Source organism: Acidimicrobiales bacterium, assembly GCA_035536915.1.
Lineage (GTDB): Bacteria > Actinomycetota > Acidimicrobiia > Acidimicrobiales > JAHWLA01 > JAHWLA01.
Window position 1 is genome coordinate 331,789 of sequence record DATLNE010000044.1, and the last position, 16,633, is coordinate 348,421.

19 protein-coding genes and 1 tRNA gene are annotated in these 16,633 nt (G+C 70.0%); 5 read left to right on the plus strand and 15 right to left on the minus strand.

The features are described from left to right. Nucleotides 1-10 precede the first annotated feature (10 nt). Genes VM938_13980 through VM938_13990 form a run of 3 tightly spaced genes read right to left on the minus strand, consistent with a single transcriptional unit; the run spans nucleotide 11 to nucleotide 1,180 of the window. Nucleotides 11-430 carry a VOC family protein gene (locus tag VM938_13980; GenBank protein ID HVF76142.1) on the minus strand — a complete coding sequence of 140 codons (420 nt, stop codon included), beginning with the start codon at nucleotides 428-430 and terminating at the stop codon, nucleotides 11-13. 37 nt (nucleotides 431-467) lie between these two features. Continuing rightward, the gene (locus VM938_13985) at nucleotides 468-812 is read right to left on the minus strand and encodes a DUF1801 domain-containing protein (GenBank protein HVF76143.1); all 345 of its coding nucleotides are present in this window, start codon (nucleotides 810-812) and stop codon (nucleotides 468-470) included. After that, nucleotides 809-1,180 carry a hypothetical protein gene (locus tag VM938_13990; GenBank protein HVF76144.1) on the minus strand — a complete coding sequence of 124 codons (372 nt, stop codon included), beginning with the start codon at nucleotides 1,178-1,180 and terminating at the stop codon, nucleotides 809-811. Before VM938_13990 ends, VM938_13985 begins: the two co-directional genes overlap by 4 nt. 81 nt (nucleotides 1,181-1,261) lie before the next feature. On the opposite strand from VM938_13990, the gene VM938_13995 reads away from it, so the two are divergent. After that, on the plus strand, nucleotides 1,262-1,648 hold the full coding sequence (locus VM938_13995) for an ATP-binding protein (protein HVF76145.1): 387 nt from the start codon (nucleotides 1,262-1,264) through the stop codon (nucleotides 1,646-1,648). A gap of 908 nt (nucleotides 1,649-2,556) precedes the next feature. Here the strand turns inward: VM938_13995 and VM938_14000 are convergent. The 5 genes from VM938_14000 to VM938_14020 all read right to left on the minus strand — a co-directional run bounded on the left by VM938_14000 (nucleotide 2,557) and on the right by VM938_14020 (nucleotide 6,338). Continuing rightward, nucleotides 2,557-3,348 (minus strand): hypothetical protein, encoded by a 792-nt coding sequence (locus tag VM938_14000; protein ID HVF76146.1) that lies wholly within the window; start codon nucleotides 3,346-3,348, stop codon nucleotides 2,557-2,559. Nucleotides 3,349-3,357: 9 nt separating this feature from the next. Then, complete coding sequence (locus VM938_14005) at nucleotides 3,358-4,353, minus strand: matrixin family metalloprotease (protein HVF76147.1); 996 nt, start codon at nucleotides 4,351-4,353, stop codon at nucleotides 3,358-3,360. A 652-nt stretch (nucleotides 4,354-5,005) separates the two neighbouring features. After that, nucleotides 5,006-5,080: transfer RNA gene (locus VM938_14010), tRNA-Pro, on the minus strand. Beyond that, nucleotides 5,071-5,868, minus strand: coding sequence for a hemolysin family protein (locus VM938_14015; GenBank protein HVF76148.1), 798 nt, complete (start codon nucleotides 5,866-5,868; stop codon nucleotides 5,071-5,073). The genes VM938_14010 and VM938_14015 overlap by 10 nt, the downstream gene beginning before the upstream one ends. A gap of 11 nt (nucleotides 5,869-5,879) precedes the next feature. Next, nucleotides 5,880-6,338: a response regulator gene (locus tag VM938_14020; protein HVF76149.1), complete on the minus strand. Its 459-nt coding sequence runs from the start codon at nucleotides 6,336-6,338 to the stop codon at nucleotides 5,880-5,882. 83 nt (nucleotides 6,339-6,421) lie between these two features. Between VM938_14020 and VM938_14025 the strand changes: the two genes are divergently transcribed. After that, nucleotides 6,422-6,772, plus strand: coding sequence for an STAS domain-containing protein (locus VM938_14025; protein ID HVF76150.1), 351 nt, complete (start codon nucleotides 6,422-6,424; stop codon nucleotides 6,770-6,772). Here the strand turns inward: VM938_14025 and VM938_14030 are convergent. The 3 genes from VM938_14030 to VM938_14040 are packed head-to-tail and all read right to left on the minus strand — an operon-like array spanning nucleotide 6,769 to nucleotide 9,133. Next, nucleotides 6,769-7,134 carry a VOC family protein gene (locus VM938_14030; GenBank protein HVF76151.1) on the minus strand — a complete coding sequence of 122 codons (366 nt, stop codon included), beginning with the start codon at nucleotides 7,132-7,134 and terminating at the stop codon, nucleotides 6,769-6,771. The genes VM938_14025 and VM938_14030 overlap by 4 nt on opposite strands. Continuing rightward, the gene (locus VM938_14035; protein ID HVF76152.1) at nucleotides 7,131-8,207 is read right to left on the minus strand and encodes an ArsA-related P-loop ATPase; all 1,077 of its coding nucleotides are present in this window, start codon (nucleotides 8,205-8,207) and stop codon (nucleotides 7,131-7,133) included. The genes VM938_14030 and VM938_14035 overlap by 4 nt, the downstream gene beginning before the upstream one ends. After that, the gene (locus VM938_14040; protein HVF76153.1) at nucleotides 8,204-9,133 is read right to left on the minus strand and encodes an ArsA-related P-loop ATPase; all 930 of its coding nucleotides are present in this window, start codon (nucleotides 9,131-9,133) and stop codon (nucleotides 8,204-8,206) included. The genes VM938_14035 and VM938_14040 overlap by 4 nt, the downstream gene beginning before the upstream one ends. A 44-nt stretch (nucleotides 9,134-9,177) precedes the next feature. Between VM938_14040 and VM938_14045 the strand changes: the two genes are divergently transcribed. From VM938_14045 to VM938_14055, 3 genes are all read left to right on the plus strand, one after another. After that, complete coding sequence (locus VM938_14045) at nucleotides 9,178-10,308, plus strand: NfeD family protein (GenBank protein ID HVF76154.1); 1,131 nt, start codon at nucleotides 9,178-9,180, stop codon at nucleotides 10,306-10,308. A gap of 113 nt (nucleotides 10,309-10,421) precedes the next feature. Continuing rightward, nucleotides 10,422-10,688, plus strand: coding sequence for a WhiB family transcriptional regulator (locus tag VM938_14050; GenBank protein ID HVF76155.1), 267 nt, complete (start codon nucleotides 10,422-10,424; stop codon nucleotides 10,686-10,688). 45 nt (nucleotides 10,689-10,733) lie between these two features. After that, a complete protein-coding gene (locus VM938_14055) occupies nucleotides 10,734-11,672 on the plus strand; it encodes an alpha/beta hydrolase (protein ID HVF76156.1) in 939 nt (312 codons plus the stop codon). Here VM938_14055 and VM938_14060 read toward each other — a convergent pair. From VM938_14060 to selA, 4 genes are all read right to left on the minus strand, one after another. Then, nucleotides 11,669-13,144, minus strand: coding sequence for an ABC transporter substrate-binding protein (locus VM938_14060; GenBank protein ID HVF76157.1), 1,476 nt, complete (start codon nucleotides 13,142-13,144; stop codon nucleotides 11,669-11,671). The genes VM938_14055 and VM938_14060 overlap by 4 nt on opposite strands. Further along, nucleotides 13,137-13,628, minus strand: coding sequence for a sigma-70 family RNA polymerase sigma factor (locus VM938_14065; GenBank protein ID HVF76158.1), 492 nt, complete (start codon nucleotides 13,626-13,628; stop codon nucleotides 13,137-13,139). Before VM938_14065 ends, VM938_14060 begins: the two co-directional genes overlap by 8 nt. Before the next feature lie 141 nt (nucleotides 13,629-13,769). Beyond that, nucleotides 13,770-15,383 carry a selenocysteine-specific translation elongation factor gene (gene selB, locus VM938_14070; protein HVF76159.1) on the minus strand — a complete coding sequence of 538 codons (1,614 nt, stop codon included), beginning with the start codon at nucleotides 15,381-15,383 and terminating at the stop codon, nucleotides 13,770-13,772. Then, nucleotides 15,380-16,630, minus strand: coding sequence for an L-seryl-tRNA(Sec) selenium transferase (gene selA / locus VM938_14075; protein ID HVF76160.1), 1,251 nt, complete (start codon nucleotides 16,628-16,630; stop codon nucleotides 15,380-15,382). The genes selB and selA overlap by 4 nt, the downstream gene beginning before the upstream one ends. Nucleotides 16,631-16,633: the final 3 nt, after the last annotated feature.

Here is a 16,633-nt window from a genome sequence, read left to right on the forward strand (position 1 = left end):
TACAAGGCCGTCAGGCGGGGTAGCCGCCCTCGGGCTCGGCGTTGACCATCCACGGCGTGCCGAAGCGGTCGACGCACATGCCGAACATGGGCGACCAGAACGTCGGTGCGATGGGCATTGTCACCTGGCCGCCGTCGGCCAGTTCGTTGAAGACGCGTTGCGCCTCGTCGACGCCGGCGCAGGAGTAGTTGACGAACATGCCCTGCACGCCTTGGAAGCCGCCGGTGGGGTCGTCGGACGCCATCAGGAGGTTGCCGTCGAAGGTCAAGGCGGCGTGCAAGATCAGGTCGGCTTGTTCGGGGGGCGGCGCTTGGTCCGACGGCATGTCCGACATGGGCAGCAGTGTGAGCTCGCCGCCGAAGATCTCCTGGTAGCGGGTGAACGCCTCACGGCAGTTGCCGCCGAAGTTCAGGTACGGGTGAAAGGCCATTCGATTCCTCCCCATGAGACTGATCGGCCGCAGTCTGTCATTCGGCGAGGGCCGCCTGCGCCAGTGCCCGTAGTTCGTCGTCGTCGATGGCGGCGGCGTCGTCGGCGCGGAGGCGGATGGTGCCCTTGCCCGCCTTGAGGTGGGGGTGGCGGGTGGTGAAGCCGGCGTCCGCGCCTGCGCCCCAGCCGTAGATCGACACCCCGTGCTTCCAGGCCCCGAGGTAGAGGCGGCGGCGACCGGCCTTGTAGGTGGGGATGCCGTAGGAGAGCACGACCTCGGCGTCGGGGCGGGCCTCGAGGATCAGGTTGTGCACCCGGTCGAACAAGGGGCGGTGCTCGGCGGGGACGGCCTCGATGTAGGCCGCCACGGCGGGGTCGGTCATTCGGGTCGCGTGCGGGGCCGACGACCGGGGGCGCCGAGGAGGCCGGAGACGCGCTGGCGGGTGATGCCGAAGGTGGCGGCGATGCGTTCCATAGTCAGGCCCTCTTCCCAGAGCGCCTTGGCCTCGGCTCGTTGGAAGCGCCCCGCCGCCGCGCTGAGGTCGGCCATGACCTGGCGCATGACCTCGACCACAAGGGGGCGGTCGCCGCCGACGACGGCTTCGGAGTAGGTGAGCCCGGCCGCCCGGTTCTCCCGGAGCTGCTCGGCGCGGGCGAGTGCCTTGCTGGTGAGCTCCTGGGTGGTGGTGAGGGTCTCGACCAAGGCGTCGAGGGCGTCCATCACCGGATCATTGGGCGTCGGCTTGGGCATGTGCCGACACTCTTCCCCCGTTTCCCTCAGTACGCAACCCCCCTTGCCGAAAGAGGTGTTGCGAATGCTGGAGGGGCAGGGATGAACGTGATGCAATCGACGACGAGCGCAGCGACGACCTTCGCCGCTGACGCGATGGCTGCTGCCGCGGCTCGGCGCTGGTTGCGCGCCGGCCTGCTCGACTGGGGCTGCCCGGCGTTGGTGGAGGCGGCTGAGCTGTGCGTGAGCGAGTTGGTCACCAACGCGCTGCGCCACTGCCGGAGGGAGGTGTTCGTGCGGGCGACCCTGGCGAACGGCCGCCTCCGCGTCGAGGTGCGTGACGACGACGTGGTCGGCCGTCCCGTCCGCCGCGGCGACGACGAGCTGGCCGAAGGCGGCCGGGGCCTGTTGATCCTCGACCACCTGACCGAAGCCTGGGGCGTCACCCCCGGCGTGCTCGGCAAGTCCGTGTGGTTCGAACTGGCCTGACGGCGACGGAGCCCACGTGGGGGGCGTCTCCGAGCCGCCCTGGCTGCACCCGTTGGGTGTGTCGGCACACAGGTGGGCGCGCTAGGTTCCCCACCCTGCCTCAAGACTGACCGGCATCGGGCGGCCAGCAAGGCCAGGCGCCCGGCGGCGCGGTTCCGATGTCGGGAAGGGCTGAGCGAGCTGGGCTGCATCTTCGGCGTATCGAACGTAGGGGGGTTCCCTCGCGCTGATCTGAGCCCAGGGTGATACGCCTCGTTCGTGTCCATGGAGGAACGGCGCCGGGCGAGTCGATCCTTCCGCCGTCACTGCCGTCGGCATTCGGCGAGGAAGATCGACCTGCCATCGCTGCCGCGGACCAACTCTGTGCCGCCACTGGCAGCCACAGAGCACCGCTGGCGTGTGAGTTCTCCGGACCCGTAACTGTCCCATCGAGCGTCCAAGGCCTGTTGAACTTCCCCGGCGCCGACAACCTGGTACGCCGAGAACACCGGGTCGCCTTCGATGGTCGAGGTGGTTACCACCAGATATGCCGGCTGGCCGGCCGCGACAGCGTTCAGGAGGCAGTCAACCGGCCCTTGAGGGACTGTTCCCGTGTGGTCAGCGACCACGTTCCCGCAGTCCACACCAGTAAGCGCGTACTCGTGGGTGGGTGGTCGACTCGGGACATCCGCCCGACGTGGGCCAAGCCCGCGGTCACCGCTCGGCGGCGGACCGGGAGCGGTCAGCTCGCGATCCCCCGTACATCCGATGCCGATTGCGGCTACGACGAATTGGGCCGCGAAGTAACGAGCCCTGGCTATGCGTCTTCCCCGTGCAGGAATCGTGCTGTCCTTCCCCTTTGACCACCGCCGCCGCCCTCAGTGCAGAGGGCGGCGGCGGACGTGATGTGGTGCTGGTTCCTTGAGGAGCTACTCGATCGGATTCAGCTTCCCCTGCGTCCCTGTGTTCCCGGTCGAAGGTGGCGCGGCGCGCACCGCCTTCAGCTTCGCTACCAAGGGGGCCAGCGGGACCGTCCTCAGCGGCTGTGGGTTGAGTGCGAGAAGTTCCGACGTGATGCGCCATGCGCCGAAGTAGTCATAGACGAGCCTCGGTGTCTTCTCCGTCGTGCCGCCTCTGAAAGGGAAGTCGTCCATGCCGAGCACCCAAAGCACCTTGTCGCCGGCTGCAACCGGGCCTGCGATCGCATTCAGATGCCTGATGGGCTCCGCGCCGTGGGTGGCGGGGCCGGTCTCCGAGCCGTCACCCGTCAGCCGGACAGTCACGGTTGTCCCGACTGTCGCAGGCAGTTCGGGTGCGTTGTAGATGACCTCCTCGACGGCGAGTTGCGCGTCACGGAACATGACGCCGTGCTCGTCGGGCTGGTTGTCAGTCGTGTTCCATCGAGGAGGTGCAATCGCCGTGACACGACCGATGACCGCGGCGTGGCTCCACTGCACGAACTTGGCGAAGTTCGGCGGCGGGGCCCAGTCGTATACGCCGACTCCCGGCTCGTCGTGGACGTGTTGAGGGTCTGGGTGGTTTCCGTCGTACTCAGGTCCCGGGGTTGTCTCCGGGGCAGGGCCATGCGGGTCGCCGGGCGCTCGTTCGGAAGGATCGGCCCCAACGGCTGAAACGCCGGTGTCGGAACGAGAGCATCCGCCGACTGCGAGCGCGCACACGAGCGTCGCGATTAACAATGAAGTGAACTTCCGAGATTTCATCTTTTTCCCCTAACCGAGAATCGCGATGTCGAGGTCGGTGTTCGACCCGGTGTTGTTGTAGTACTCCACCCTCAGCCCGGCTGGCCCCGTCCGGAAGGATGGCGTTGTGCAGTGAACCCACGACGCGTCTATCGGAAGGTTGCATATCTGATTCGCCAGGATGGTGCCGCTGTCGATGTTCCAGACGACGACCTGCACCTGCCGTCCTGCCAGCCCGCTGCGGTTGCGGAAGCGGCCTTGGCCCCACATGTTGCGCGCGCCGTTCTGGTTGTAGCCGGTCCCGCGAAGGTGGACGTCCTGGTAGATCGAGTTACTGGTGCCGTTCCACTGGACGTAACAACTGGTGCCCGCGTAACCACCGCCGTCGCAGTAGCGCGTCCACGAGCCTTGGCCAAAGGCACGCCTGAGCAGAAATCCTCTGGTTCCGTACTCGAAGCTGTCGTTAGCGGTGACGATGTCGAGGTAGGCGCGCGCTGCCTTTACGGCATTGATGTCATCTTGAAAGATCGCCCTGCGGTACTCGCCGTAGTTGACGTGCTCATAGAGCGCAGCTTTCTGCCCCGGGAACTCCTGGGTCGATGGATAGTCCCAGGAGTGGGATCCTCCCATCCAGTGGCCGAACTCGTGTGTCGCCGCCGAGCGGAAGTCCATCCAGTTATTGTCACGGAGTTCGCTGGTCGAGTTCCACCGCTCGGCGATGTCGAAGTACATGTAACAGGTGTACCCAGCGCGGCACGGCGTCGCAGCGCGTCCCCATACACCGCCCATCCTGCCGTCGATCGAATCGAAGTAAATATTCCGAGAGTTTGTCGTATTGTTGGCATAGGGATTGACCCACTTCCAGAGTTCTGTCGTCTCCCATGACCAGTCGGCGGTGTAGAGACTTTCGACGCCCACCGGGCCAATGACGTTTGCGATGCCTGACTCGTTGTATGCCCACTGCTCCGATGGCCATCTGCCATTGACTGTGTGTGCCGACGCTGGCGGCGCCACCGGAGGCAGCATGAAGGACCCGAGTACTGCGATCAGGGTCGCGGCGACCGTCCGGGCGACCCAAGTTGCCGCCTTGCGCCGATGTCGGCTTCGTGGCGCGGGCGCTGATGTCGGTGCCCTGGCCCGTGCTCGTACCCTTCGTGCTGCCATGTCTTCTCCCTCGTAGCTGGTTCTGGGCGCGAGGGTTGAGAGAGGCGTCGGGCCTAGTGGCAGGTGCAGGCGCGCGAAAGCTGCATCAACCGTACCCCCCGTTCGGTCCCAGGTCCTCCGTACACTGCCGACACCAGCCACGGAAGCCCAAGCCCCCCGTTCCCGCGCGGTTGCAAGAGTAGCCCTTGCTGTGGCCCTCGCGCGGAACCCGTGCTGCACGGAGCACGCCATGGCGCCGTGATGGGCCGCTGCATCCTTCGGCTCGAGCGCGTCGACTCGGCGGAGCACCTCATGACGCACGCTCGCTCGGCCCGGCTCAGGCAGAGCTGCAGGAGTTACGGCGACTCCTACGACAACGCGCTGGCCGAGAGGCCTCTCTGCAAGCGCGAGCTGATCGGGTTGCGGGGACCGTGGCGGAGCCCGGACCAAGACTTCTCACCGACCGCCGGGACCTCGAGGCAGTCATCCGCCACGTCAAGGGCGAGTGACCGCCTCTGAACGGCACCTTTCTGAGTCGGGAAGGCGGGATTCGAACCCGCGACCTCAGCGTCCCGAACGCTGCGCGCTAACCAAGCTGCGCTACTTCCCGATGGCCCCTTCACCATCCGGGCCGGGCCCGATGGTATCCGACGGCGCCCGGAGCACGACTTGGGCAATCCGGCGGCGGTCCATCTCGGTGACCTTGAACTGCCAGCCCTCGTGCTCCAGCGTGTCGCCTTCGCCGGGGATTCGGCCGAACCGGTCGAACAGGAACCCGCCCACCGTCACGTAGTCGCCCTCGGGCACCGGCACGCCCAGCTCGTCCCGCAACCGGTCTACCGCGCACCCCCCGTCGGCCAGCCAGCGCCGGGCGTCGACCCGCACCAACTCGGCCTCGGGCTCCCGGTCGAACTCGTCGGGCAGCTCGCCCACCAGCTCCGACACCAAGTCTTTGACGGTGACGACCCCCTCGACCCCGCCGTGCTCGTCGATCACCACGGCAAAGGCGTTGCGCCGCCGCCGCATCTCCGACAGCACGTCGAGCACCCGCGAGTGCTCCGGCACCACGAACGGCGCCCGCAGCCGCCGTCCGATCACCGCGGGCGTCATCTCCTCGTTGATGCGGAACAGGTCCTTCACGAACAGCACCCCCTCCAACGAGTCGAGGTCGTCGCCGTAGACCGGGAACCGAGAGTGCCCCGACTCCCGCACCGCCCGCGCCACGTCGTCGGACGACACCGGCGCCCGCAACGCCACCAGGTCGACCCGGGGCGTCATCACCTCGCGCACCGTCGTCGACCGCAGCCGCTCCAACGACGCCAGGATCGATTGCTCGTGCTCGGTGGGTTGGGCGACGACCGCCTCGTCGAGGCGCCGCCGCCGCAATCGTCGGGGCATGGGTAAGCCCGCTAGGACTCGCCGCCAGCCGACCCCGACGCCGACGCCGCCACCGAGGTGACCACCGGCGAGGGCCGGTACGAGTCGTCGTAGTACGTCTCGCCCGCCAGCAACGCGGTGGCCGCTTTGCGCACCCGGATGGGGTCGAGCGGCTTCACCAGCCACCCCTCGGCGTCGGAGCGCCGGACCATGAACACGTCGGGCCGCCGGTCGACCAGCACCAGCACCGGCACGTGGTCGAGCCGGTCGCCGCTTTCCTCCAGCCGAAGCTCGAGCGTCACCGCGATGGCGCCCATGTTGCCCATCTGGGAGTCGAGGATGACGAGGTCGGGCTCCCGCTCCTCGACAGCGGCGATAGCCGCTGTGCCGCTGTCGACCTCTCGGATCGTCACGTTCGGCAGCCCCGACAGCACGGACCGCAACTCGTTGCGGACCCCGGGGGCATCTGCGGCAATGAGCACGTCGGGCACGGCGTGAGGGTACTGCTCCCTTTTGGGTGGGTACCATCCATGCGCCTGCCCCCCAGGACGGCGGCCCGCCAGGAGGAGACCCTTTGCTCGACATCCAGACTGACCAGGCCGATGGCTACACCATCTGCCGGCCGGTCGGTGAGCTCGACGCATTCACCGTCAGCCAATTCCGCCAAGCCCTCGCCGAACTGGCGTCGAACCCCCGCCTGCTCATCGACATGTCGGGCGTGCCCTTCGTCGACTCCGCGGGCTTGGGCGCTCTCATCGGCGGCATCCGCCGAGCCCGCGAGCTGGGCGGCGACGTGGCCGTGGCCTGCAACCGCCCCACGCTCACCCGTCTCCTCCGCACCACCGGCTTCGACCGCATCGTGACCGTGGCCGAGACGGTGGAAGAGGCCGCCGCCGCCCTCCAGGGCGAGTCGACGCCCACTTAGTTTTTCCGAAGCACCTCCACCAGGCAGAACTCGTTCCCCTCGGGGTCGGTGGCCACCGTCCAGTTGATGCCCTCGCGCTCGTGCGTGCCCGCCGACGCCCCACCTAGCTGCTCGACCTCGGCCAACGCGGCGGCGGCGTTCGACACGTACAGGTCGATGTGCAGCCGGTTCTTGCCCACCCGCGGCTCGGGCACCCGCTGCAGATAGAGCTTGAGCCGCCCTTGGTGCTCGGCGTCGCCCAGGATGCAGAACGAGTCGTCGCCCGCCAGCGGCGACAAGCCCGTCATGGCCCCCCAGAACGACGTCATGCCCTCCAAGTCGTTGCAGTCGATGGCGATGTTGCCGATGCGGTAGCCACTCATGATGAGAACAAGAACTCCCCTACTCGAACCAACCCTTCGACATCATGCACGTCGGCGGCCAGGAACGGCACCCGGGCCACCGGCGCAGGCGCCACCCGTTCGGCCAAGGCAGCGAAGTGGGACTCCTCCCGCTCGGCCACCTCCCGGAAGTCGGCGAGGTTGGCGTACAGCGGCCCCAAGGGCGTCGACGCCAACGACGACGCGCGAGCCCGCACGGCGGCGGCCGAGTCGCTCAGCCGCTCGCCCCCGAACCGGGGGTGCAGCCGGTTCACCACCAAGGCGTCCACCGAGATCGACGACTCCTTCAGCTTGTCGGCGAAGAACAGCGCTTCCTCCACCGCATCCCGCCGGGGCGAGGCCACCAGCACGAACGCGGTGGACGGGTCGGCCAGCAGTTCCTCCATGCGCCGGGCCCGCTGGCGGAAGCCCTCCTCCATGCCCTCGAAGGCCTGGAAGAACGCCACCGCGTCGGCCACCACCTCACCGCCCACCACCTTGGAGATGGTGCGCAGCAACGCCTGGGTGGCCACGCTCACCGCCCGCATGTAGGCCCGGGTCGGCATCATCAGCAGCCGGAAGATGCGGTTGTCGAGGAACCGGGTCAACCGCCGCGGCGCATCCAGGAAATCCAAGGCGTTCCTGGTGGGCGGCGTGTCGACCACGATGAGGTCGAAGCGCCCGGCCTCGTGCAGCTCGTAGAGCTTCTCCATGGCCATGTACTCCTGGGTGCCCGACAGCGCGCCCGCGATGTTGCGGTACAGGCGGTTGCCCAGGATCGCCTGCGCCTGCCCCGGCGACGCCGCATACCGGGTGATCAACGAGTCGAACGTTGACTTGGTGTCGAGCATCAGCGCCCACAGCTCGCCCGGCCAGTCGCCCTGCACCAGCCCCGGCTCGTTGGTGAGCTCGGCCAGGCCCAGGGCGTCGGCCAGCCGCTTGGCCGGGTCGATGGTGACCACGCACGCCCGCCGTCCCCGACGGGCCGCCTCCAAGGCCAACGCCGCCGCGGTCGTCGTCTTGCCCACGCCGCCCGACCCGCAGCACACCACGACACCGTTGTCGAAGGCCTTCACAGCGCGCCCACTGCCTCGGTCAACGCCCCGGCCAACACGTCGACCTCCGCCGCGCCCACTTCCGTGGTGAACAGGAACGGCAGCCGCAACTGCGCCAACGGCAACGCGTCGCCCAGTCGCCGAACCTGCTCGGCCTGCAACGCCGTGCGCTCGCGCCGGAACGCCGCCGCCGCCCGCAGCGCGTCGGCCTCGCCCTCGCGCAGCACCGCGTCGCCTGCCACCGCCGTCGGGTCGACGTCGAGCCCCTCGATCGTCGGGTACAGCCCGTTCACCACCACCGGCGCCAAGGCGACGCCAACCCGGTCCTCCAGCTTGAACGCCGTCTCCACCACCTCGTTGACCGGCGTCTCCTCGGGCAGCGTCACCAGCATCACCTGGCAGCGCGCTGGGTCCGACAACAGCTCCAGCACGTCCTGGGCCTGCGCCCGGATGGGGCCCACCCGCACGGCATCGGCCAGCCCGGCCGCACTGGTGAGGAACGTCACTGCGTGGCCTGCCGCCGGCGCGTCCAACACGATGAGGTCGGCGGCCTTGGCCCGCTCCAGTTGCTTCACCTTGCCCAGCACGAGGATGTCCTTGATGCCGGGCACGGCCGTGGCCACCACCTCGATGGCCCCCGACGACACCAGCCGCTTCGACACCCGGCGCATCCCGTGTTCGGCCAGGTACTCCAACAAGGCGTCGTCGGGGGTGAGCGTTCGGGCCCGAACGCCGGGCGCCAACGACACCTCTTCGTAGGTCAACGACTCGGGCTTGCCGAAGGCGGCGCCGAGCCCGCTCTTGCCCTCGACTTCGACGATCAGGGTGTCGAGCCCGGCGAGCGCGGCCATGCGCGCCACCGCGGCGGTGACCGTCGTTTTGCCGACGCCGCCCTTCCCGGCGACGATGAGCACGCGGGTCTGGGCGCAAAACCCGGCCGCATCCACGAATGCGCAGACTACTCACCAGCCTCTTCATCCTTTCTCTGCCGATGCTCCTGGCGTCGTCGGCCTCTGCCCAAGCCAAGGGCGAGGTCGACGTCATCGAGGTCAACGGCCTCATCGACCGCGTGGTCGCCGACTTCGTGACCGACGCCGTCGACGACGCCGAACGCAGCGGCGTGGAGGCGCTCGTCGTCCAACTCGACAGCAGCGGGGCAGTGGTCGACGACGCCCGCCTCGACGCCCTGGTGGCTCGCATCGAAGGGGCAGCCGTCCCCGTCGCCGTGTGGGTGGGGCCGACGGGCGCCAAGGCCAAGGGCGACGCCGTCCGCCTGGTGCAGGCTGCCCGCCTGCGCGGCATCGCACCCGGCGCCCGCATCGAGGACGCCCCCGACGAGGTCTTGCAGGCGCCGACCCTGGGCGACTTCATCGTCGACCTCGACGGCCGCACCTACGCGGGCAGCGCCCTGGAGACGTCCGAGGTCGTGCAGGAGCCGGGCAAGGACCCACGGCGCACGCCCACCGTCAACGTCCGCTTCCAGAAGCTCGGCCTGGTGGCTCGCCTTCTGCACACCGCGGCCAGCCCTTCGGTGGCCTACGTCATGTTCGTGCTCGGCCTCGCCCTGATCGTCTTCGAGCTCTACACCGCGGGCATCGGCGTGGCCGCGGTGACCGGCGCGTGCGCCCTCGTGCTCGGCGGCTTCGGGCTGGCCGAACTTCCTACCCGCCCGTGGGCGCTCGCCCTGCTCGCCCTCGGGGTGTTCGGCTACGCCGTCGACGTGCAAGCGGGTTCGCCGCGGGCGTGGACGGTCATCGGCACCGTGTCGCTCGCCGTGGGCACCGTCCGCCTCTACGACGGCTATTCGCCGTCGCTGCTGGTGATGCTGTTCGTGGTGGCGGGCACGGCGTTGTTCATGGTGGCGGGCATGCCCTCGATGGTGCGGGCCCGCTTCTCCACGCCGACCATCGGGCGGGAGTCGATGGTGGGGGACGTGGGCGAAGCCTTGGTGGCCGTCGACCCCGACGGCACCGTCGAGGTGCGGGGCGCCCCGTGGCGGGCCCGGACCAATCGGGCCACCCCGATCGCCCCGGGTGAGGCCGTCCGAGTGGTGGGCATCGACGGGCTGTTGCTCGAGGTCGAACCCGAAGCAGGCGGCGCCAAGGACTACCGCCGACACTGATCGTTGTCCGACTTGCAACAAAAGCGCAGGTCAGCGCCTCGGTGCTCGCGAAAGTTCACACTTGAGGCAGTGGCCGACAGGCGGTAGGGTCGCCAGCCTGAAAGGGGGGTCGCGTGAGCGTCCAGACAATGACCGACGAGGTATGGCAGGTGCGGGCTGCCTGCCGTGGGCCGCAAGCCACCGTCTTCTTCCCGCCCTCGTCATTCGAGCGCAAGGACGAGAAGGAAGCGCGTGAAGCGCGGGCCAAGGAGATCTGCACCAGCTGCCCGGTGCGCAAGCCTTGCCTCGAGTACGCGATCCGCATCAAGGAGCCGCACGGCATCTGGGGCGGGCTCAACGAGGCCGAGCGCAAGCAGGTGCTCGCCCGTCGCGCCGGCTGACCGAATGCAGGCGCGCGCTCGCGCGTAGCTACCATCGCGCTCGCGATGGCAATCACCCTGCCGCTCGGGATCCTGCGAGAACCGGAGCCACCTGACCACCTCGCGTGGCAACGCACGACGGTCGAAGGGCGCCCCGCGCTCTACGGCGTCGCCGGCGAAGGCGTGCCCGTGGTGTTCCTGCACGGGTGGGGGTTGGGGCAGCACTCCTACAAGCGGGCGCTGAAGCGCTTGGTCAAGCTGGGCTGTCGGGTCTATGCGCCGGCCCTGCCCGGCTTCGGCGGCACGGCCGACCTGCCCGGCGAGCACTTCTCGTTCGAGGGCTACGCCACGTGGGTCGACCGTTTCCTGGAGGCCGTGGGCCTCGACGAGCCCGCCTTCGTGGTCGGCCACTCCTTCGGTGGGGCGGTGGCCATCAAGCTGGCCCACGACCACCCCGAGCGGGTGCGCACCCTGGTGCTCGTCAACTCCATCGGGGGTTCGGCGTGGACGTCGGCCACCGGCGGCACGGGGCGCTCCATGGCCGACCGGCCCTTGTGGGACTGGGGCATCCACTTCCCGCGCGACCTGCTCGACCCCGCCCGCATCACCCGGGTGTTGCCGGTGGTGCTGGAGGACGCGCTGCCCAATGTGGTGCGCAACCCCAGGGCGTTGTGGAAGGTGGCCAACCTGGTGCGCCAAGCCGACCTGACCGGCGAGCTCGAACAGCTCAAGCGGCGCAAGCTGCCGGTGGTCGTGCTGTGGGGGGAGAAGGACGGCATCGTCCCCCGCGCTTCGTTCGACGCCCTGTGCGCCGCCATCGGCTCGGAAGGCGAAGTGGTGGGCGGCTCGCACTCGTGGCTGCTGGCCGACCCCGACGCCTTCGGCGAAGTCATGACCAACGTGATCGCCGTGGCCAATTTGGCGCGGGAGGCCGCGTCGCACGGGGAGGGGGGGAACGTCCCCCCCAAGCGCCGCGGCCTCCGGCGATTGCTGCCCGGCGCTTAGCCCGGGGTTCGGACCCAGCCGGTGCCGACCGGGTACCACTGGGGCCCCTCGACGGCGTGCGTGCCCGCTTCGTTCACGGCGGTCGGGTTGGACGTCCTAGGAACGAGTCCCCCAGAGCGCAGCGTCCACGCCTGTGAAACCGACGTGGAACGTGGCCACGACAGCGCAGGGGTGATCCCCGATGTGAACGTGATCGCATCGAGCGTTCGGCGCAGCGAAGCGCTCGTGGCGTGGGGGCCTGCGACCGTCAGCGCTTCGTAGAGCACCCGAGCGGCCACCACCGCGCCTTGTCGCAACGCGCTTCCGTTGCTGTATCCGTATGCGTAGCCCGCCTCGGCATTCCAGTACTGCGCACCGGTGCGGGGCACGTAGCCACTCCAGGCGACCAAGCCGTCGCAGGAACGGTCCGACGAGGCCATGCAATGGTCGGTAAAGCCGTCGGCCAAGACCGTCGACAGCCCGGCCAACTGCATTCGGGGCTTGACCGGATTGGTCGCCAGCCACTTCTGCGCCGTCTCCGGCAGCAGAGCCAGCAGCACGAAGTCGCAGCCGTCGACGCCGCACGCGCTGGTGAAGCGGTCGACCTGGGGGGCGTAGGCGTTGGCCGACGGGTCGAGGGCGACGGAAGCCTTGACGGTGCCGCCGTCCTGGCGGACGTAGCGGTCGAAGCTCTCGGCCGCTTCGCGCCCGAAGGTGCGGTTGGCGTCGTAGACGATGGCGAAGCTCTTGGCTCCACGGGCCTTGGCGTGTGCGGTTGCGGTACGGGCCATGGCGCTCGCGGACGGCCCCACGGGGTACACCCCGCGCGTCCGATGCTGCGCCTGGGACAGGCCGTCGCCGCTGACCACGGGGATGCCCGAGCGGGCGATGCGGCCGTTGGCAATAGCGGCGTCGAGGTTGTCGTCGAGGGGCATGCCCAGCACGGCGACGTACTTGGACAGGTCGGCGGTGTCCACGTTGCCGCGGACCAAGTGCACAACCCGGCCACAGACGCCGCCGGCCTTGTTGACGGCGTCGAAGAGCGAGTCCACGGCGTCGAAGGGCTGGGAGTCGAGCGAGCCGGTCCCCGCGAGCACCTTCAGCGGGGGCGCCTTGGGATCGACTGCCGGGCATCCTCGTCCGGCTCGCAAGTGCGACCAGTCGCCGTCGAAGCTGTGTCCCGACCACGGCAGCGTCGGGAAGGTGCCGGGGTCGCCGCCGAACGACGGGACCACGGTCGTCGTCGTCGTGCCCCGCTCCTCGGCCGAGGGGGGCTCGCCGACCATGCGCACGCTGTGGCGGTCGCCCACGCCGACCCCAGCGCGGGCGACCGCCATCATCGTCATCGCCACCAGGCACAGCCCTGCGCCCACCTGCCTGCGCCTGCGGGCCGCTTGGTATCGATGCGCACGCGCGACAACGCCCTCCATCGGCGGCACGGGTACCAGCGGGTTGGCGATCAACTCCGCGGCGAACTGTCGAAGGTCAGACACTGCGAACCACCCCCACGACCCGCTCGTCGTCGTCGGCCAAGAGCTTGCCGAGAGTGCGCCGGGCGTCAGCGAGCAGCGACGAAATAGTGCTTCTGCTGACGCCCATGGCGGCACCCACCTGCTCCTCGGTCAGGTCGGCTACGAAACGCAAGACGACTGCCGTGCGTTGCCGCGGCGGCAAATGCCGAACTGCATCCCAAGCCTCCCCGGCGGGGGCAGGTATCTCCCCCGGCGGACGTTGACGGGCAAGCAGCTCGCGCTCCTTAGCTGCCCGCCGCCCCCGCCGCCGGAGGAGGTTCAAGGCGACCCGATAGGTCCACCCGTTCGGGGAGTCCATGGCACCGACTCGGTCCCACCGAGCCAAGGCTCGGGCGAACGCTTCGTCGGCTGCCTCTTGTGCGACGTGGATGTCGCCGGCCACCAGCAGAAGCGAGGTCACCAAGCGCGGGTGCTCTTGGCGGTACCACCCTTCGAAGGTGTCCATGGCGGCTCCCCCCATCGCCTTTACAAGTCCTAGGGTGGGTGAATTGCCGGGTTTTGTCGACGGAAATTCTCGGCCGGTTATCGGGCAATAACTCTGGGTGACATTGAGTCTTTGCCGGGTGACACCGTGTCACCTATTTCTTCAACCGCCAGGCAAGTGCGGGCCGGCGCGGCGGCGTTCGTCGACCCGGACGGTCACGCCGGTGCGGTCGAGGTGGGCGAGCAGCGGCAAGGCGTACTTGCGCGAGGTGCCCAGTGCGGCGCGGACCTCCGACACGGTCACGCCCGTCGGTGTCGCGGCGAGCAGGGCGGCCACCACGTGGGCGGCCCGCTCCACCGCGGAGGCCGAGAACCACACGCCGTCGCACTCCACCAGGAGGCTGCGACGGGCCAGCTCGTCCAGCTCGGCGCGCGTGGCACCCGTCGGCACGGGCGGGGCGAAGGGGTCGGCTTCCAACGCCGCTACCACCGGGTGCGGGCCGGGCCGCCGGGCTCGTCCGCCCACGACCTCCACGTGGGCCATGGCGTCGAGCACCGCCCGCTCTCGTTCGTCGAAGGTGGCGACGTCGACACCCCGGTCGACGGCCGCGGCGACCTTGGCTTCCAGGGCCGCCAACGCAGTGGGGGAGACGGCCCAGCGCCCCACCGTCGGCGGGCGGCCTTGGCCGGTCAACCGCTCCAGCACGTCGACGTCGACCCAGCCTCGTTCGGCGACCACCCGCTCCACCGAACGAGACGGCGCGGCGTGCTTGGCGGGCAGCACCGGCGCCACGTCGAGCACCTCGCCGCCGCCGACCGTCTCCGACCGTCCGGAGTCGCGCAAGACGTAGCGGTCGCCGGGCACCAGCGGCAGTGCCGCCGGCAGGTGGAGGCGCACGCACCCGCCGCCCAGTACCTGCAGCCGCACGGCGTGTTCCCCCGAGCCGAGGTAGGCGAGGTAGGCACCCCGCGGGGTCACGTCGCGGCCCAACGACGTGAACGAGCAGTCGACCGTGCGGGTGGGTTCCCACTGCGACGGCAGCACCAAGGCATCGCCGCGGCGCACGTCACCGTGGGAAACGCCGACGAGGTTCACCGCTACCCGCGTGCCCGCTTCGGCCATCGGCGACGACACCCCCGCCGTCTGCAGCCCCCGCACCCGCACGGCCCGACCGCACACGCCGAGCTCGTCGCCCACGGCCAAGCGTCCGCCGGACAACGTGCCGGTCACCACCGTGCCCGCCCCCCGCACCGGGAACGAGCGGTCGACCCACAGCCGCGGCCGGCCCGAGTCGGCCACCGGGGGCAGCCTGGCCAGCATGCGCCGCAAGGCCGACGCCACGTCCTCGACGCCCGTGCCCGCCACGGCGTCGACGGCCACGAGCTCGGCTTCGGCCAGGAAGGTGCCCGCCACCCGGCGCCGCACCTCTCCGGCAATGTCGGCGCCGGATTTGGTCACGGCGACGACGCCGTCGCGCAGGCCCAGCAACGAGAGCACCCGCAGGTGTTCCTCCGACTGCGGCTTCCACCCCTCGGTCGAGTCGACCACGAACAAGCAGGCGTCCACCGCCCCGACGCCCGCCAGCATGTTCTTGAGGAAGCGCACGTGGCCGGGCACGTCCACGAAGGCGCAGTCGGGGCCGAAGGCGAAGCCCAGGTCGATCGTCAGCCCCCGCGCCTTCTCCTCGGCCCAGCGGTCGGGGTCTGTGCCGGTCAACGCCCGCACCAGCGTCGACTTGCCGTGGTCGACGTGGCCGGCGGTGGCGACGACCCTCATCGACAGGCTTCGGCGACCACCGGGTCGTCGGCGGGATCGACGGCGCGCAGGTCGAGCACGGTGCGCCCGTCGACCACCCGGGCGATGACCGGCGGGTCGAACGAACGCAGTGCTGCCGTCCGGTCGCCGTCCAAGGCGATGCCCGCCGAGGGGATCTCCACCCCGGGCGCGGAGCCGCCGCCGGGCACCGACAGGCACTCCACCACCGTGCCCACGCCGAGGGCGGCGGCCCGTTGCCGCAGGGCCTCGACGGGCACCGACGCCATGCGCCAGAAGGGGATGGCGTCGCCGTCGCGCCGCAGGTAGGCGAGCGCCACGTCTTGCAAGGCGCTCAACACCAGGCCGCCGGGCCGCAGCGCCCGCGCCAGCGGATGACGGGCGCAGCGCTCCACGAACTCGGCCCGTCCGGCCAGCACGCCCGCCTGCGGGCCGCCCAACAACTTGTCGCCCGAGAACGTGACGAGGGATGCGCCCGCGGCCAACGTCTGGCGGGCGGCGGGCTCGTCGGCCAGCCACGCGGGCGGCCCGCCGGGCAACCACGGGGTCGCCGCGTCGAGCAGGCCCGAGCCCAGGTCCACGACCGCCGGCACGCCCAAGGCGCACAGCTCGCGCACCGGCACCGATTCGGTGAACCCCACGATGCGGTAGTTCGACTGGTGCACCTTCAACACCACGGCGCCCTCGGAGAGCGCGGCCCGGTAGTCGCCCAGGCGCGTGCGGTTGGTGGTGCCCACCTCGACCAGGCGGGCGCCCGATTGCGCCAGCACGTCGGGCACCCGGAAGCCCCCGCCGATCTCCACCAGTTCGCCCCGGCTCACCAGCACGTCGCGCTCGGCGGCCAACGCAGCCAGCGCCAGCAGCACGGCGGCCGCCCCGTTGTTCACCACCAGCGCCGCTTCGGCGCCGCACGCCCGGGCCAGGAGGGCGGCGGCCGAGCGGCTGCGCGACCCTCGTCGCCCTGAAGCGAGGTCGAGCTCCACGTTGGCGTAACGCGTCGGCCCCGCCGGCGCGCGGCCCAAGTTGGTGTGCAGCAGCACGCCCGTGGCGTTGACCACCGGGCGGAGCAGGGCCACGGCGACGGCCTCGGCCCGCAGCCGTGCGGAGCCCGGGTCGCCCGCCGCGATCGCCTCTCGTGCGCAGTCGACCAGCAGCGGATGCGGTAGGCCGACGTCGGCCAGCCGGCGTGCCAGCGAGTCGACGGACGGAGGGTGCACGACGGTCAGGTTACGGCTGGGATAGGGCATCATGGC